Source organism: Paucibacter sp. DJ2R-2, from assembly GCF_025717675.1.
Taxonomy (GTDB): domain Bacteria; phylum Pseudomonadota; class Gammaproteobacteria; order Burkholderiales; family Burkholderiaceae_C; genus Paucibacter_A.
Genome location: NZ_JAJIRT010000011.1, coordinates 171,086 through 184,877 on the forward strand (window position 1 = coordinate 171,086; position 13,792 = coordinate 184,877).

14 protein-coding genes are annotated in these 13,792 nt (G+C 66.3%); 9 read left to right on the forward strand and 5 right to left on the reverse strand.

The window, feature by feature from the left end; all coding sequences use genetic code 11:
• Positions 1–93 precede the first annotated feature (93 nt).
• Positions 94–921 (reverse strand): YdcF family protein, encoded by an 828-nt coding sequence (locus LNV28_RS21535; protein WP_263520169.1) that lies wholly within the window; start codon positions 919–921, stop codon positions 94–96.
• A gap of 120 nt (positions 922–1,041) precedes the next feature.
• Between LNV28_RS21535 and msrA the strand changes: the two genes are divergently transcribed.
• The 6 genes from msrA (at position 1,042) to LNV28_RS21565 (ending at position 6,865) form a co-directional block, all read left to right on the forward strand.
• The gene (gene msrA, locus LNV28_RS21540) at positions 1,042–1,593 is read left to right on the forward strand and encodes a peptide-methionine (S)-S-oxide reductase MsrA (protein ID WP_263520170.1); all 552 of its coding nucleotides are present in this window, start codon (positions 1,042–1,044) and stop codon (positions 1,591–1,593) included.
• A gap of 26 nt (positions 1,594–1,619) precedes the next feature.
• Complete coding sequence (locus LNV28_RS21545; RefSeq protein WP_263520172.1) at positions 1,620–2,297, forward strand: ABC transporter ATP-binding protein; 678 nt, start codon at positions 1,620–1,622, stop codon at positions 2,295–2,297.
• Positions 2,294–3,514, forward strand: coding sequence for an FtsX-like permease family protein (locus tag LNV28_RS21550; protein WP_263520174.1), 1,221 nt, complete (start codon positions 2,294–2,296; stop codon positions 3,512–3,514). The genes LNV28_RS21545 and LNV28_RS21550 overlap by 4 nt, the downstream gene beginning before the upstream one ends.
• Before the next feature lie 42 nt (positions 3,515–3,556).
• Positions 3,557–4,096: a DUF3299 domain-containing protein gene (locus tag LNV28_RS21555; RefSeq protein ID WP_263520176.1), complete on the forward strand. Its 540-nt coding sequence runs from the start codon at positions 3,557–3,559 to the stop codon at positions 4,094–4,096.
• 36 nt (positions 4,097–4,132) lie between these two features.
• Positions 4,133–4,561: a hypothetical protein gene (locus tag LNV28_RS21560; RefSeq protein ID WP_263520177.1), complete on the forward strand. Its 429-nt coding sequence runs from the start codon at positions 4,133–4,135 to the stop codon at positions 4,559–4,561.
• Positions 4,562–4,747: 186 nt separating this feature from the next.
• Positions 4,748–6,865 carry a TonB-dependent receptor gene (locus LNV28_RS21565; RefSeq protein ID WP_263520178.1) on the forward strand — a complete coding sequence of 706 codons (2,118 nt, stop codon included), beginning with the start codon at positions 4,748–4,750 and terminating at the stop codon, positions 6,863–6,865.
• A gap of 18 nt (positions 6,866–6,883) precedes the next feature.
• Here LNV28_RS21565 and pdxH read toward each other — a convergent pair whose 3' ends face one another.
• A complete protein-coding gene (gene pdxH / locus LNV28_RS21570; protein ID WP_263520179.1) occupies positions 6,884–7,543 on the reverse strand; it encodes a pyridoxamine 5'-phosphate oxidase in 660 nt (219 codons plus the stop codon).
• A gap of 221 nt (positions 7,544–7,764) precedes the next feature.
• Between pdxH and LNV28_RS21575 the strand changes: the two genes are divergently transcribed.
• Complete coding sequence (locus tag LNV28_RS21575; protein ID WP_263520181.1) at positions 7,765–8,346, forward strand: nucleotidyltransferase family protein; 582 nt, start codon at positions 7,765–7,767, stop codon at positions 8,344–8,346.
• On the opposite strand, the gene LNV28_RS21580 is transcribed toward LNV28_RS21575, so the two are convergent.
• Positions 8,331–9,017, reverse strand: coding sequence for a gamma-glutamylcyclotransferase (locus tag LNV28_RS21580; RefSeq protein ID WP_263520182.1), 687 nt, complete (start codon positions 9,015–9,017; stop codon positions 8,331–8,333). The genes LNV28_RS21575 and LNV28_RS21580 overlap by 16 nt on opposite strands.
• Before the next feature lie 91 nt (positions 9,018–9,108).
• On the opposite strand from LNV28_RS21580, the gene LNV28_RS21585 reads away from it, so the two are divergent.
• Positions 9,109–10,029 (forward strand): amino acid ABC transporter substrate-binding protein, encoded by a 921-nt coding sequence (locus LNV28_RS21585; protein ID WP_263520185.1) that lies wholly within the window; start codon positions 9,109–9,111, stop codon positions 10,027–10,029.
• Positions 10,030–10,046: 17 nt separating this feature from the next.
• On the opposite strand, the gene LNV28_RS21590 is transcribed toward LNV28_RS21585, so the two are convergent.
• Both LNV28_RS21590 and LNV28_RS21595 read right to left on the reverse strand, forming a co-directional pair.
• A complete protein-coding gene (locus tag LNV28_RS21590) occupies positions 10,047–11,393 on the reverse strand; it encodes a sigma-54-dependent transcriptional regulator (RefSeq protein WP_263520186.1) in 1,347 nt (448 codons plus the stop codon).
• Positions 11,394–11,442: 49 nt separating this feature from the next.
• Positions 11,443–13,368, reverse strand: coding sequence for a sensor histidine kinase (locus tag LNV28_RS21595; protein ID WP_263520188.1), 1,926 nt, complete (start codon positions 13,366–13,368; stop codon positions 11,443–11,445).
• 299 nt (positions 13,369–13,667) lie between these two features.
• Here LNV28_RS21595 and LNV28_RS21600 point away from each other — a divergent pair.
• A partial coding sequence (locus tag LNV28_RS21600; protein ID WP_411970005.1) for an ABC transporter permease subunit occupies positions 13,668–13,792 on the forward strand: 125 nt, incomplete at its 3' end.

A 13,792-nucleotide genomic window follows, 5' to 3' on the forward strand; every position in this document is an offset into this window, starting at 1 on the left:
GAGAGCCCCATCGGTGGCGTCAGCCACCACACCCCCTCCCAGCTCAGGCTCGGAGGGGGTTTCTACTTTGGGCGCCTGTATTTTTGGTGCGTCTCAATGGGCAGCTGCCAGCGCGATGGCCTCGTAGACCACGTAGCGCACGCGTGCATAGCCTTCGTTGCTGGGCAGCCACGCGCTCAGGCGCCAGCGCTCCGCCGGCCGCAAACCAGCTGGCGCAGGGATGAGCGTGATGTCGCTTTCCGCGCCGCTGTCTGCCAAGGCATCCCTGAAAGCGCGAAGCGAGCGCGGCATGTGCTGCTCATGGGTGACCAACACCAAGGTCCGAACCTGGCGCTGCCGCAGCAGCGCCACGCTGAATTGGGCGTTTTCTCGGGTGTCCCGCGATTGATCTTCGACCCAGCTCAGTGGATGGCGGAATTCTTCGGCAGCAATACGCCGGGCGATCTCGCCTTCGCTGCTGATCTGATCGTGCGCTTGCCAACCCACGCCACCCGAGAAGCCCAGCGGCGCCCCGATCTGTCGCGCCAGCCATATGCCCAGGCGAAGCCGCGGCAGGCTGTATTCGTTGAGGCTGGAGCCTTGGTACTCCGGTGCCGATTGGCGCGCACCTCCTCCCAGGACCAGCACCGCCACCCCGCCTTTGGAGGCCTGCAGCTCACGCAGCCGCTCGGTCTCAGCCCGCTCCAGGGCGGGCGGTGTCTTCAGCCAGACTCGGCCCAAATACAGTCCGAAGCCCTCGCTTCCACTCAGCCAGATGCCCGCAGCGGCCATGCCGAGCAGAACCCAGCCCAACCGCTTGCGGCCCCGTTGCAGGCGAAATCCGCCGGCCACGGCCAGGAGCATGAAGACCAGGGGAGGCTGGACCAGCGTTAGGGCGAAGGGTTTGAAAAACTGGGTCAGCGGATTCAGGTCCACGGTCATGGTTTGTGTCACTACGAGGCGGACATCATCGCCGGTGCCGGCGCGTTACCCTGCCGCTCTTAGGAATTCCGGGCTCGGCTATGCTCGCCCCGTCTCTCAAAGAACCGGTCGCCCCACAGCATGAACAGCCTTGACACCCCATTGCAGCGAATCACCCTCGGCGGTGGTTGTTTCTGGTGCACCGAAGCGGTGTTCGAGCAAGTCAAGGGCGTGCATGCGGTGCAGTCTGGCTATTGCAACGGCTTGGTTCATGATCCCAGCTACGAGCAAGTCTGCTCTGGCCAGACCGGCCACGCCGAGGTGGTGCGGCTCGATTTCGACCCGAGTGTGGTCAGCCTGCGCGAGTTGCTGGAGGTGTTCTTTGTCATTCATGACCCAACCTCTTTGAATCGTCAGGGCGCTGATGTCGGCAGCCAATACCGTTCGGGCATTTATGTGCATTCGCCTGCGCAGGCCACCGAAGCCCGCTTGGTCTGGGACGAAGCGCAAGCGGCGCACGATGGCCGGCTGGTGACCGAGTTGCTGCCCGAACAGAACTACTGGCCGGCCGAGGCCTACCACCAGCATTACTACGCCCGTAACCCGGACCAAGGCTATTGCGCCTTCGTGGTGGCAGGCAAAGTGGAGAAATTCCGCAAGACCTTTGCCCGACTCTTGCGCCCTGCGGCCTGAATCTTTCTCCGCCGGGAATTGCGTCGATGAGCATTCAATGGTCAGGGCTGAGCTACCGCTATGCCGGTGGCAGTGGCCTCTTGTCTTTCCCTGATTTCTCCATGGCCGCCGGCCAACACCTGCTCTTGCGCGGGCCATCGGGCAGCGGCAAGTCCACCTTGCTGGCCTTGATGGCTGGTTTGCTGACGCCTACCGAGGGACGGATCGACATGGCCGGCAGCGACTTGGGCAGCCTGAGCGCGCGGCAACGCGATGCCTGGCGCGGCGCCCAGCTCGGATTTGTGCCGCAGCGCCTGCACCTGAGTGCCAGTCTGAACGTTCTGGACAACCTGGCCCTGCCGTTCATCAGCGCCGGCCTGCCGCCCCGGCCAGAGCGGGCTCAGGCCTTGCTGCAGCATTTGGGTTTGGCTGATCTGGGGCAGCGACTGCCGCATCAGCTGAGCGTTGGCCAGGCGCAGCGTGTGGCCTTGGCCAGGGCCCTGATGCGCCAGCCTGCACTGTTGCTGGCCGATGAGCCAAGTGCCAGTCTGGACGATCGCCATGCCCGCCAGGTGCTGGATTTGCTGTTGGACACTGCGGCGGAGCAGGGCATCACCCTGATCCTGGCCACACATGACAGCCGGCTGGTCCAGCCCCTACAGGGCAGGCTTGATTGGCGCGTACTTGACTTGAGCGCCAGCACTGCTTCGGAGGCTGTGGCGTGAGCGCCTTGATCCGCCTGGCCTGGCGCTACCTCTGGGCCCAGCCTTTGACGGCCTCGCTGAATCTGCTGCTCTTGAGCCTGGGTCTGGCGGCCATCAGCTTTGTGCTTCTGGTTAGCGAACAGATCGAGGCCGGCGTGCGACGCGATCTGGCGGGCATCGACTTGGTTGTCGGCGCCAAGGGCAGCCCGATGCAGATCATGTTGTCCGGCGTGTTCCACCTTGATGTGCCTACCGGCAATATCCCGTTGTCGACCTTGAAGACCCTGCGCGCCCAGCCCCTGGTGGCGCGCGCCGTCCCGCTGTCGCTGGGCGACAGCCTGCGCGGCTTTCGCATTGTCGGCACCGAGGCCAGTTACCTGGCTCTGTACGGCGCCAGCCTGGCCCAAGGGCAGCTCTGGCGCGCGCCGCTGCAGGCCGTACTCGGAGCCGAAGTGGCGCAGCGTACCGGTTTGGCATTGGGCGCGCAGTTTGCAGGCAGTCACGGCCTGGGCGAGCAGGGCGATGCCCATGAGGGCGAAGCCTACACGGTGGCCGGCATCTTGAAGCCGACCGGCACCGTGATCGACCGCCTGGTGCTGACAGATCTGGCCTCGGTCTGGCAGCTCCATGAAGCTCACCATGGCAGCGCTGCGAACACCGCGCTTGAGGAAGAAGTTGAAGAAATGGAGCGCCGCGAGATCACCTTGATCTTGCTGAGCTACCGCAGCCCGCTGGCCGCCATCAGCCTGCCGCGCTGGGTCAACGCGCAAGCGGGTCTGCAGGCGGCGGCGCCGGCGCTGGAGACGGCTCGTTTGCTTCGCCTGGTCGGCACGGGCACCGACGTCTTGCGCGGATTCGCCGTGGTGCTATTGCTGGCCGCAGGGCTGTCGGTCTGGGTGGCTTTGCTCAATGCGGTGCGGGCGCGGCAAGCCGATCTGGCCATGATGCGCATGCTGGGTGCGCCACCGTGGCGGGTGGCTGCCTTGGTCGGGCTGGAAGCGGCCATCCTGGCAGCCCTGGCCTGCGTGATCGGCCTGGCGCTGGGCCACGGCTTGTGTGCGGTCTTGGGTCAGCTCTTGGCCGACCGTCAAAGCCTGCGCCTGACTGGTGCCTGGTTCTCGCTTTGGGAGCTCAGCTTGCCCCTGTTGGCGGCCAGTCTGGCGCTGCTGGCTTCAGCCTGGCCGGCCTGGCGAGCCTACCGACTCGATGTCAGCGACTTGTTGCAGGCGCCGCGCTGAACGGCCGCAGCAGGCACAATGCCGCACTCGATCCGCCACGTCATGAAAAGTCGACCCGCCTTGAACCTCATCGCTCGTTTCGTTGAAACCCGTCGCGGCCTGCTCGTCATGGGCTTGATGGCACTGTTGCCGGGTCTTGCCCAGGCGCAAGCTCCAGTGATCGGTCAAGGCCCCGGCTACCACGACCCACGCAGCCCCTTCAAGCCGCTGCAGGAACGGGAAGGCGTGCTGTCCTGGAGTTTGCTGGCTGCCGTGACGACCCGGGTCGAAAAGAATCGGCTGCTGCCCACATTCCCCGCGGCCGTGCAGGTCTTGAATCAGAAGAAGGTCAAGGTCCAGGGCTTCATGATGCCGCTGGAGCCGGGGGACAAGCAAAGGCACTTCCTGCTCTCCTCGGTGCCGACGTCCTGCTCGTTTTGTGTGCCGGCTGGTGCTGAAGGTCTGGTCGAAGTGTTCACCCAGCAACCGGTGCGCTACTCGCTCGAACCGGTGCTGGTTGAGGGCGTTCTGTCGGTGTTGAGTGATGACCCCTACGGGCTCTACTACCGTATCAACGGTGGCCAGGGCCTGAGTGCCCCTTGAATGCACATCGAATGCTGTCGCGCCTGATTTAAAACCATGAACCCGCCGCGCCCCCCATACTCACGCAGCAGCGCCTTGGCGTTGCGTCGTCATGCCACGGCGTGGCAGGTGTGGGCGCTGCTGGCTCTGATGCTGGCTTTCCAAGGTCTGGGGCAGTCACACCGGGTCTTGCATGGCGCGGGTTTTGCGCGTGCTCTGGTGCCCTTGTCGTCTTTGGCGCCGGTGCTTGCATCTGCAGGGGCCAAGGTCGGGACTCTGGCGTCTGCCGACGGCTGGGGCCATCAGCGCGGCGAGCTGATCTGCCTACTGCTCGACCAGCTCAGCCACGACCACGCCTCGCTGACGCAGCCCGTGGCGCTGTTGCCGGACCTGCCCGAGGTCGTTCCTGCCGCCGCCCAGATTGCCTCTTTGCACCTGGCTGCTCGCTGGAAGCGCGCTGCCCGCGGCCCCCCTCTGGTGGTCTGAGTCCTTTGCTTTGATTGCAAGGCGCCGTTCGCGCGCAGCCGCCCCAGTGGCGCTGCGCCTGGAGGCGCCAACGCCTGTGGCCCTGCCTTGTGTGAGCAGATGAAGCCCGGGCGCGTCCCCACTTCGTCGCGCCGGCTCGGATGTTGAGTTCCCCGTGCCGCGCCCGACCGCCAGAGAGTTTTTGTCATGAGCACCCCATTTTTCGCCCGCCGACCCTTGGCCCTGGGCGCCAGCCTGTTTTGCCTGAGTTTCGCGGCTCAGGCCCAAAGCCCAGCCCCAGCGGCGCTCGCACCGGTCGCCGCTGTCAGCGCCGCCAGCACCGCCAGCACCGCCAGCACCGAGCATCTGAGCCGCGTTCAACTGACTGGAAACCCCTTGCGCAGCCAGCAGCTGACGCAGGCCAACAGCGCTCTCGGCGGTGATGAGTTGAGCCTGCGCCGCGCCTCATCGCTGGGGGAGACCCTGGACGGCCTGCCCGGCGTCTCGGCCAGCTACTTCGGCCCCAATAGCAACCGCCCCACCATCCGCGGCCTGGACGGCGATCGGGTGCGCATGTTGAGCAACTCCGGTGCTTCGGTTGATGCCTCGAGCCTGAGTTTTGACCATGCTGTGCCCACCGACCCGCTGGTCATCGATCGGGTCGAGGTGTTGCGCGGTGCAGCCGCCTTGCTGTACGGCGGCAATGCCATCGGCGGTGTGGTCAACACCCTGGACAACCGCATTCCCAAGGCGGTGCAGCCGGGTTTGAGCGGCGCGGCGGAAGTCCGCTTCGGCGGGCCCGCGCAAGAGCGCAACGGCGCCGTGGTGTTGGACGGCGGCGTCGGCTCGGGCAGCCAAGGCTGGGCCTGGCATGCCGATCTGGCCGGCCGGCGTGCGTCCAATCAATCTGCCCCGCGCTTCACGGCCGAGGGTGAAAGCGCCACCGAGGTGCGCAACTCCGCGGCGCGCAGCCACGGCGGTGCGCTGGGCGGCTCCTACATCTTTGCCGAGGGCTATGCCGGCCTGTCGCTGGAGGACTATCACAACGACTACGGCGTGACCGTCGAGCCCGATGTGCAGATCCAGATGCAGCGTCAGCGCGCCGCAACGGCCGGCGAGTGGCGCTTCGCCCCGGGCAGCGGCGCGGCCGAACTGCTGCGCCGTGTGAGTTGGAACGCCAGCAGCAGCCGCTACCAGCACCAGGAGGTGGAGGGCTCGGGTGAGATTGGCACCGTGTTCAAGAACCGCGGCAAGGATCTGCGCCTGGAGTTGGAACATGCGCCGCTGGGCGCGAGCGGCGCCGTCAAGGGCATGTTGGGCTTGCAGATGGAGCGCAGCGAGTTCTCTGCCATCGGGGCCGAGGCCCTGGTGCCCAGTTCACAAACACGTAGCAGTGCGGTCTTTCTGCTGGAACAGTACACGGCAGGGCCCTTGACCCTGGAGGCGGGTGCACGCGCTGAATCGGTGCGCGTCAACTCGGCCGGTGACGCTGCCGACGCTGAAGAGCCGCGCTTTGGCGCCGCCAGCAGCCAGCGCTTCAAGCCGCGCAGCCTGACGCTCAGTGGCAGCTATCGCCTGAGTGAATCATTCAGCCTCAACGGCCAGTTCAACAGCAGCCAACGCGCGCCCATGTTTTACGAACTGCATGCTCAGGGCGTCCACGTGGCCAGCGGCGCTTACGAGCGCGGTGACGCCAGCCTGGGCCTGGAGCGGGCCAAGGGCGTGGACCTGGGGTTGGAGTGGAAGCAGGCTGAGAACTTCGTGCGCTTGAACCTGTTCCGCACCCGATTCGCCAGCTATATCGCGCTCGACGCCACCGGCGAGCAGTTCGAGGATGAGGGCGAGACCTTCCCGGTCTATGCCTTCAAGTCCGTGCCGGCATTGCTGACCGGCTTTGAGTTGGAGGGGCACTGGCATTTGCCGGCACAGCTGCTGCCGGGCACGCAGCTCGCTGTCACGGCCACGCTGGACGGCGTGCGCGGCAGCAACCGCCAGACCGGTGAGGCCTTGCCACGCCTGGCGCCGCTGCGGGCGAGCCTGGCGCTCGACGCCAAGCAGGGCCCGTGGACGGCCCGCGCTGAGTGGCGTCTGAGCGCACGGCAAGACCGCGTGCCGGTCTTGGACCATGCGACAGCAGGCTACGGCCTGCTGAAGCTGAGCCTGTCGCGTCAGCTGCGCATTGGCAGCAACGAAGCGCTCTGGTATCTCAAGCTCGACAACGTGGGCAATCAGCTGGCCTACAGCGCGAGTTCAGTGGCCACCATTCGCGAACTCAGCCCCTTGCCTGGCCGCAGCCTGCATACAGGCTTGCAGCTGCGCTTCTAACGGCCAGCCCCCGTGGCTTCAGGGAGCCAAGCGCTCCTTGAGCCATTGCCCGTCGGCCTGCAGTCGGTAGCTCAGGCGGTCGTGCAGGCGCGACTTGCGGCCCTGCCAGAACTCCCAGCGCTCGGGCATCAGGCGATAGCCGCCCCAGTGCGGTGGTCGGTCGGGCTTCAGTCCATGCTGCACGGCTGCCTTGGCCGCATTGGCGACCAAGACGCCACGCGAGCTGATGACCTGGCTTTGTGGCGAGGCCCAGGCGCCCAGGCGGGAGTCCAGCGGGCGGGAATGGAAATACGCATCCGATTCCTGCTCGCTGACCTTCTCGACCCGGCCTTCGATTCGCACCACCCGCTCGAGTTCGACCCAGTGGAACTGCAGGGCGGCAAAGGGATGCGCGGCCAGCTCCTGACCCTTGCGGCTTTCGTAGTTGGTGAACCACACGATGCCGCGGTCGTCATAGCTCTTGATGAGCACGATGCGGGTCGAGGGGCGGCCGTCGGCACCCACCGTAGCCACGGTCATGGCATTGGGTTCGGGCACCTCGCTGGCCAGGGCATGTTCCAGCCATTGCTTGAACTGGCTCAGGGGTTCATTGGCGGCCATGGCCTCGTCAAGTTCGCCTTGCTCATAGCTCTTGCGAAGGTCGGCCAAAGGCTTGCTGTTGTTGCTGCTGCTGTTCATGACGAGAGTATCGGCCCAAGGCCTCTTGCTGGTAGTTGTTCTGACGGTAGAACACCTTAAGTGATGGCCCCATTGCGCGCAGTGCGCCCGCCGCGGCATGCTCTGACCTGTTGCAGCCTGGCGATTCGATCGGGCAGCGGCCGGGCCGAGGGGCTTTTTAAGGATTTGATCTGATGACACATCGGCGACCGGCTGTCGTCGTGCTTGCGGCGGGCCGCGGCATGAGATTTACCGGCCTCGGGCACAAGCTGGTGCAGCGCCTGGGCGCTGGCAGCGCCGACGCCTTGGCTGACACCGTGCTGGCCCGGACCGTGGCGCATGCCTTGGCTACACGTCTGCGCGTGGTGGTGGTCACCACGGCCGCGCTGGCTCCCAGCTTGCATGACCTGGTGGCGGCTCGCGATGTGGTCGTTCTGCCTGAACTTGACAGCCAGGGGCGCGCAAGCCCCGTGGGCATGGGGCATTCCATCGCCGCCGGCGTGGGCGCCAGCGGTGATGCGGACGGCTGGTTGATCGTGCCGGCTGACATGCCGCTGATGAAACCCGAGACCATGTTGGCCGTGGCCCAGGCCTTGGAGGCCTACCCGGTGGCCTATGCCCAGCACCGCGGTCGCCAGGGTCACCCTGTGGGTTTCAGCGCCGAGCTGTTCTCGGAGCTGGTGGATCTGCACGGCGATGAGGGCGCGCGGCGCATCGTGGCGCGCTACCCCTCGCAGGCCGTCGAGGTGGATGACCCGGGCGTGCTGGTCGATGTCGATACCGTCGAAGACCTGCAGCGCGTCAAGGCTCAGGCGGGCGGCTGAAGGTCACACAGACCCTGGGCGGCGGCCAGGCGCAGCTGCCGCTCAAGTTCAGCGTCATGGATACCATGCTCGCGCAAACCCAGCACGCAGCGTTGCAGATAGTCCAGGGTGCTGCCGTAGCGTCCTCGGGCATGACGCAGGATGTGCAGCAAGGCTGCGTCGTCCAGCGACCCTACGCGTGCCGGGCTGCGGCGCTTCAAGGTAAAACTCAGTGCCAGCCTGGGCCCGGCCGGCGTCTGGCAGTGCAACCAACGCGGCGTGTAGGAGCCAACCACCATCTCACGCACCCAGAGCTCATCCAGCACCCGGGCGCTGTGCTCGGGCGCCACCCGGTAGACCAGGCCGCGGCAGCTGCCGCCCGGCAACAGGGTCAGCACCAAGCCCGGTTGTTCGCGGTTGCCGCGGTTGGACAGGCTGCGCAGGCGCAGGGCCCGGTGGTAGCCCTGGACCCGTGCAGGCCATTGCTCGGCCGCCTCAAAGCCCGGGCGCCAGATCAGTGAACCATAGGCGAAGAGCAGCAGGCCTTGTTCTCGGCACCAAGCCTCGCGCGCCTGCTCCAGCAAGTCCTGGCTGTGGGGTGGCAGGGCGGCCAGAGCCTGCTCCAGGGGCAGGACTTCGCGCCAGGCCGCGTCGCTTGCGGCGGAGTCGGTGGAAGGCGAGTGAGGGTTCATCAGGGCGCTCATCCTGCCACAGCCTCCGGCCACGCGTGGCTGCTGTGACAATCGCAGAAGCTTCCTGCCGTGTCTGTAACGACCCCGTCTCATGTTCAACACCCGTTTCCGGTCTCTCGCTCTGTTCCTGCTGATGGGCCTGTCGCTGCTGACTGCGCGGGCGGCCGAACCCCTGAGTTCGCCCACGCTGCGCAAGATCCGCGACACCGGCGTGATCGTGCTGGGCTACCGCGTCGCCTCGGCGCCGTTTTCCTACCTCGATGCCGATCTCAAGCCCGTGGGCTACTCGATCGAGCTGTGCGAGCGGGTGGTGCAAGCCGTGCGTGCCCGTCTGCAGTTGCCTGAGCTGGAGGCCAAGATGGTCAGCGTCAGCTCGGCCACACGCATGCCCATGGTGGCCAATGGCTCGGTCGATTTGGAATGCGGCATCACCACCCACACGGCCGAGCGTCAGCGCATCCAGGCTTTTTCGCTGACCACCTTTGTGGCCGAGACCCGGCTGCTGTCCAAGCGCCAGCAGCCGATCCGCAGCCTGGATGAGCTGCGCGGCCAGCCGGTGGCGTCCACCATCGCCACCACCAGTATCCAGTTCCTTCACCAGGTCAATCAGACACGCGAGCTGGACATGAAGATCCTGGTCGGCCAGGACGACAAGGACGCCTTCCGCCTGCTGCAAACCGGCCGCGCGGTGGCCTATGCCATGGACGATGTGCTGCTGCGCACCTGGCTGGCGGGCAGTGGACGGCCGCAGGACTATCTGATCTCCGAGGCCTCGTTTTCGATCGAACCCTATGCCCTGGGCCTGGCGCAGGGCGATCCGGGCTTCAAGCAGCTGGTCGACGAGGCCTTGCGGGCCTTGTTCCGCAGCGGTGAGATCCGTGCCATCTACCAGCGCTGGTTCGAGAGCCCGCTGCCCGGCTCGGGGCTCAATCTGCGCTTGCCCATGAGCCCGGCTTTTCTGCGCTTGATTGAGCAGCCCAGCGATTCGCCCGATCCGGCTCAGTACCGCTGAACTTGACGGTCAGGGTTTCAGTTGGAGCGGAAGCGCTCCAGGTCGATGCCGTGGCGGTGCAGCTTGTCGTAGAGCGTTTTCTTGGCCGTGCCCAGCAGCTCCATGGCCGCCGGCACCTTGCCCTGGCAGCGCTGCAGTGCCTGCTCGATCAGCGCTTTTTCCACCTGATCCATTTGCTGAGCCAGGGTGGCTTGCGGTTCGGGCGCAGGGGCGCTGGTGCCCTCGATGCCGCCGATGTCCAGCACGAAGCGGTCGGCGGCATTGCGCACCTCGCGCACATTGCCGGGCCAGTCATGGGCCATCAGCTCGCGCAGGCGCTGCGGGCTCAGCTCGGGCGCACTGCGCTCGTAGCGTGCACAGGCGAGGCCGACGAAATGCTGGAACAGCAGCGGGATGTCCTCGCGCCGCTCGCGCAGCGGCGGCAGTGAGAGCGTGGCGACATTGAGCCGGTAATAGAGGTCACCGCGAAACAGCTGTTGCTCGCTGAGGGCGCGCAGATCGGCCTTGGTGGCGGCGATCACGCGCACATTGATGGGCAGCTCTTCGTTCGAGCCGAGGCGTTCGACCCGGCGCTCTTGCAGCACGCGCAGCAGCTTGATCTGCAGCAGCATGGGCATGGTCTCGATCTCGTCCAGCAGCAAGGTGCCGCCGTTGGCATGCTCGATCTTGCCGATGCGGCGCTTGGACGAGGAGGTGAAGGCGCCCGGTTCATGGCCGAACAGCTCGCTCTCGAACAAGGCCTCGGGCAGGCCGCCGCAGTTGATGGCGACGAAATTGCGGTCACGGCGCCGGCTCTCGTCGTGCAGGCAGCGCGCCACCAGCTCCTTGCCGGTGCCGGTCTCACCCAGAATCATCACATCGGCCGAGGTGTCGGCCAGATTCAGCACCTGGCGCCGCACCTGCTGCATGGCGGCCGAGTTGCCCAGCAGAACCGCCTCCATGCCACTGCGCCGCTGGAGCTGTCCGCGCAGTTCGTCCACCGCCACGCGCAGCACGCGCTTGTCCAAGGCACGGCGCACGGCGTCGAGGAAGCGCTCGGGTGCGAAGGGCTTTTCGATGAAGTCGTAGGCGCCCGTACGCATGGCCCGTACGGCCATGGCCACATCGCCGTGGGCGGTGACCAGCACGACGGGGATCTCGGGGTCGGTGGCCATGACATGGTCGAGCAGGCCCAGGCCATCCATGCCGGGTAGGCGCACATCGGTGACCACGATCAGTTGCGCCCCGGCCTGGATATGGGGAAGGGCTTCTTCAGCGCTGGCGCAGGCCTGCACCTCCAGGCCTTCCAACTCCAGGGTCTGGCTCAAGCTGGCCCGCACCGGCGGATCGTCTTCGACAAAGAGGACTTTGAATCCCTCAAACATGGATGAGCTGCTTTCTTGATTGAATCGGGTGGGGCAGGCGGGGGCTGCGTCAGCGGTAGTCGGCCGGCGCTAGCTCGAGGTCGAACTCGAAACACATGCCGGGTAGGCTGCCCACATCATCGCCGCGGCCGGCAGGCCGCGCGCGCAGCGTGCCGCCAAACTCGTGCACGATCTTGGCTGAGATCACCAGGCCCAGACCCAGGCCTTGGCCGGGTGGCTTGGTGGTGAAAAAGGGTTCGAACAAGCGCGCCATTTGTTCGGGCTCCATGCCGGCGCCGCTGTCGCAGACGCGCACCCAGATGCGTCCCGGGCGCTCACCCGGGCTCTTGCTCTCGTCTTCAAACGGGGCGGTGCTCAGGCGCAGCTGGCGGGGCCGCGGGCTGCCGTCCTCGGCGGGCGGCAACTCGGCCATGGCGTCCAGGGCATTGGCCATCAGATTGATCAACACCTGCTCCAGGCGATTGGCCTCGCAATTGACGCGCAGCTCGGTCGCGATGGCCAGGTCCAGCCGCACCTGCTCCGCCTCGATGCGGTGGCCCAGCAGCACGCGCGCGCCTTCCACGGCGGCTGCCAGTGAAACAGGCGCGCTCGCGCTCTGCGCCTTGCGGGCAAAGCTCTTGAGCTGGCGGGTGATCTGGCTCATGCGCTCGACCATGGCGTCGATGGCGCCCAAGTTCTCGCCTACGGTGCTGTAGCGGCCCTTGTCGAGCAGCAGCAGGCTGTTGCGCGAGAGTGCGCGCAGGGCGGTCAGCGGCTGATTGATTTCATGGGAGATGCCGGCCGACATCTGGCCCAGCACGGCCAGCTTGGCCGCCTGCATCAGCTCGTCCTCGGCCTGCAGGCGCTGGGCGATCTGGCGTTTGAGCTCGGCATTGCTGAGCTGCAGCTCGGCCGTGCGCTCGCTGACCTGATGCTCGAGTTCGGCATGGGCGCGCCGGCGCGCCAGCAGGTAAAGCACCAGCAGACTCAGGGCTGCGCCCAGCGCTGCTCCGCCCCAGCCAACAAAGCGAGCCTGACGCCACACTTCGGCGGGGTCGGACAGGGTCACCAGTCGCAGGCCCAGCGGCACCACGGCAAGCTCCTGGGCCAGCAGACGGTGGCGCCGCTCGGGCGTGGCTGGGTCCCACGATGGCAGGGAAACTAGGGCATTTTGCTGCTGACTCAAGGTGCCCATGTCCAGCCCCAGCGAGGCCTCGAGCGTGCCGGCGTAGTGGCCGCTGCGGCGCAGTGCCGCGCGCTGCTCGACCGTGCTGGGGCCGAGCAAGTGGTACTTCCAGGCTGGCACCGAGGACATGATGACCACTCCCTGGCCATCGACCACCAGCAGCTTCTCGCCCAGGGAGCGCAGGCCCTGGTCCACCCAGATCGCTTCCAGGGGCGCCAGATTGAGCTTGAGCACGATCTGCCCCCAGCGCAGCCCCGCGCGCTTCAGTGGTTGAACCAAAAAATAGTCGCTGCTGCCCTTGTCCTCGTGAGCCGCAAAAAACTGGCCCGGCCCACTGAGCAGGCGCTCGCCCAGGCGCTCCGCCAGGCGGCGTGCTTCGGCGTCGGGCTCCGTATCGGCCCGGTTCAGTGGGCCGTAGTTGTTGCTGGAGGCCAGCACCCGGCCTTGCGCGTCACTGATGAAAGCCAGGCTCAAGCCTGAGCGAACCCGCACGCTGGCCAGCTTGAGCCGGGTCTGGGCGCGCAGGTCCTCGCTGCCGGGCTCTGCCAGCAAGCGCTGGACGTCGGTGTCGACGCCAAGCAAGCCCGGCAGATAAGCGTGGCGAGCCAGCTCGGCCTCCAGACTGGCGGCGTAGAGCTCCAGGCGTTCATTGGCCACCGCGGCCAGTTGGGCCATGCCCGCGCGCTCGCTCAGGCGCTGGCCCAGCGCTGCGCAGAGCAGGACCAGGGTCAGGGCAGCCAGGACCAGCAGCAGGGTTTGCAGGCGCCATTGCGGCAGGCGCCAGGGGCGGGGAAGGGGGCTTGAACTCATGAGGCGGAGGGGCAGGGCTGCGTAGTGTGCCCAATGTGTACCGTGCTGTCGCGCGCCCAGCGGCCGCTGCGCCACAGTGACCTCACCCGCTTGGCATCGGGGCCGGGCGGAATTCCGCTCTGCCTTTTGCGCGGCTGTGCGGGATTCCGCTCAAGGGCGCTTGGCGCACCTGCCCATAGCTTGCCGGTGCTCATGGGAGGCTCTCGGTGTATACCCGCAAACCTTGATTTTTGGCATGTCGCTTGCACACCTTCATGACAGTTCGACGCCACAGTCGACGCAAAAAAAGGACGACAACTATGGAAACTTTTTTCCAGCAAATCATCAACGGGCTGGTGCTCGGGAGTATGTATGCGCTGGTGGCGCTGGGGTACACGATGGTGTACGGCATCATCAACCTGATCAATTTTGCGCACGGTGAGAT

Excerpts from the sequence above, each read along its gene's own strand:
- LNV28_RS21535 (WP_263520169.1), bottom strand. The coding sequence starts at position 921 with ATGACCGTGGACCTGAATCCGCTGACCCAGTTTTTCAAACCCTTCGCC.
- msrA (WP_263520170.1), top strand. The coding sequence starts at position 1,042 with ATGAACAGCCTTGACACCCCATTGCAGCGAATCACCCTCGGCGGTGGT.
- LNV28_RS21545 (WP_263520172.1), top strand. The coding sequence starts at position 1,620 with ATGAGCATTCAATGGTCAGGGCTGAGCTACCGCTATGCCGGTGGCAGT.
- LNV28_RS21555 (WP_263520176.1), top strand. The coding sequence starts at position 3,557 with ATGAAAAGTCGACCCGCCTTGAACCTCATCGCTCGTTTCGTTGAAACC.
- LNV28_RS21560 (WP_263520177.1), top strand. The coding sequence starts at position 4,133 with ATGAACCCGCCGCGCCCCCCATACTCACGCAGCAGCGCCTTGGCGTTG.
- LNV28_RS21565 (WP_263520178.1), top strand. The coding sequence starts at position 4,748 with ATGAGCACCCCATTTTTCGCCCGCCGACCCTTGGCCCTGGGCGCCAGC.
- pdxH (WP_263520179.1), bottom strand. The coding sequence starts at position 7,543 with ATGAACAGCAGCAGCAACAACAGCAAGCCTTTGGCCGACCTTCGCAAG.
- LNV28_RS21575 (WP_263520181.1), top strand. The coding sequence starts at position 7,765 with ATGAGATTTACCGGCCTCGGGCACAAGCTGGTGCAGCGCCTGGGCGCT.
- LNV28_RS21580 (WP_263520182.1), bottom strand. The coding sequence starts at position 9,017 with ATGAACCCTCACTCGCCTTCCACCGACTCCGCCGCAAGCGACGCGGCC.
- LNV28_RS21585 (WP_263520185.1), top strand. The coding sequence starts at position 9,109 with ATGTTCAACACCCGTTTCCGGTCTCTCGCTCTGTTCCTGCTGATGGGC.
- LNV28_RS21590 (WP_263520186.1), bottom strand. The coding sequence starts at position 11,393 with ATGTTTGAGGGATTCAAAGTCCTCTTTGTCGAAGACGATCCGCCGGTG.
- LNV28_RS21595 (WP_263520188.1), bottom strand. The coding sequence starts at position 13,368 with ATGAGTTCAAGCCCCCTTCCCCGCCCCTGGCGCCTGCCGCAATGGCGC.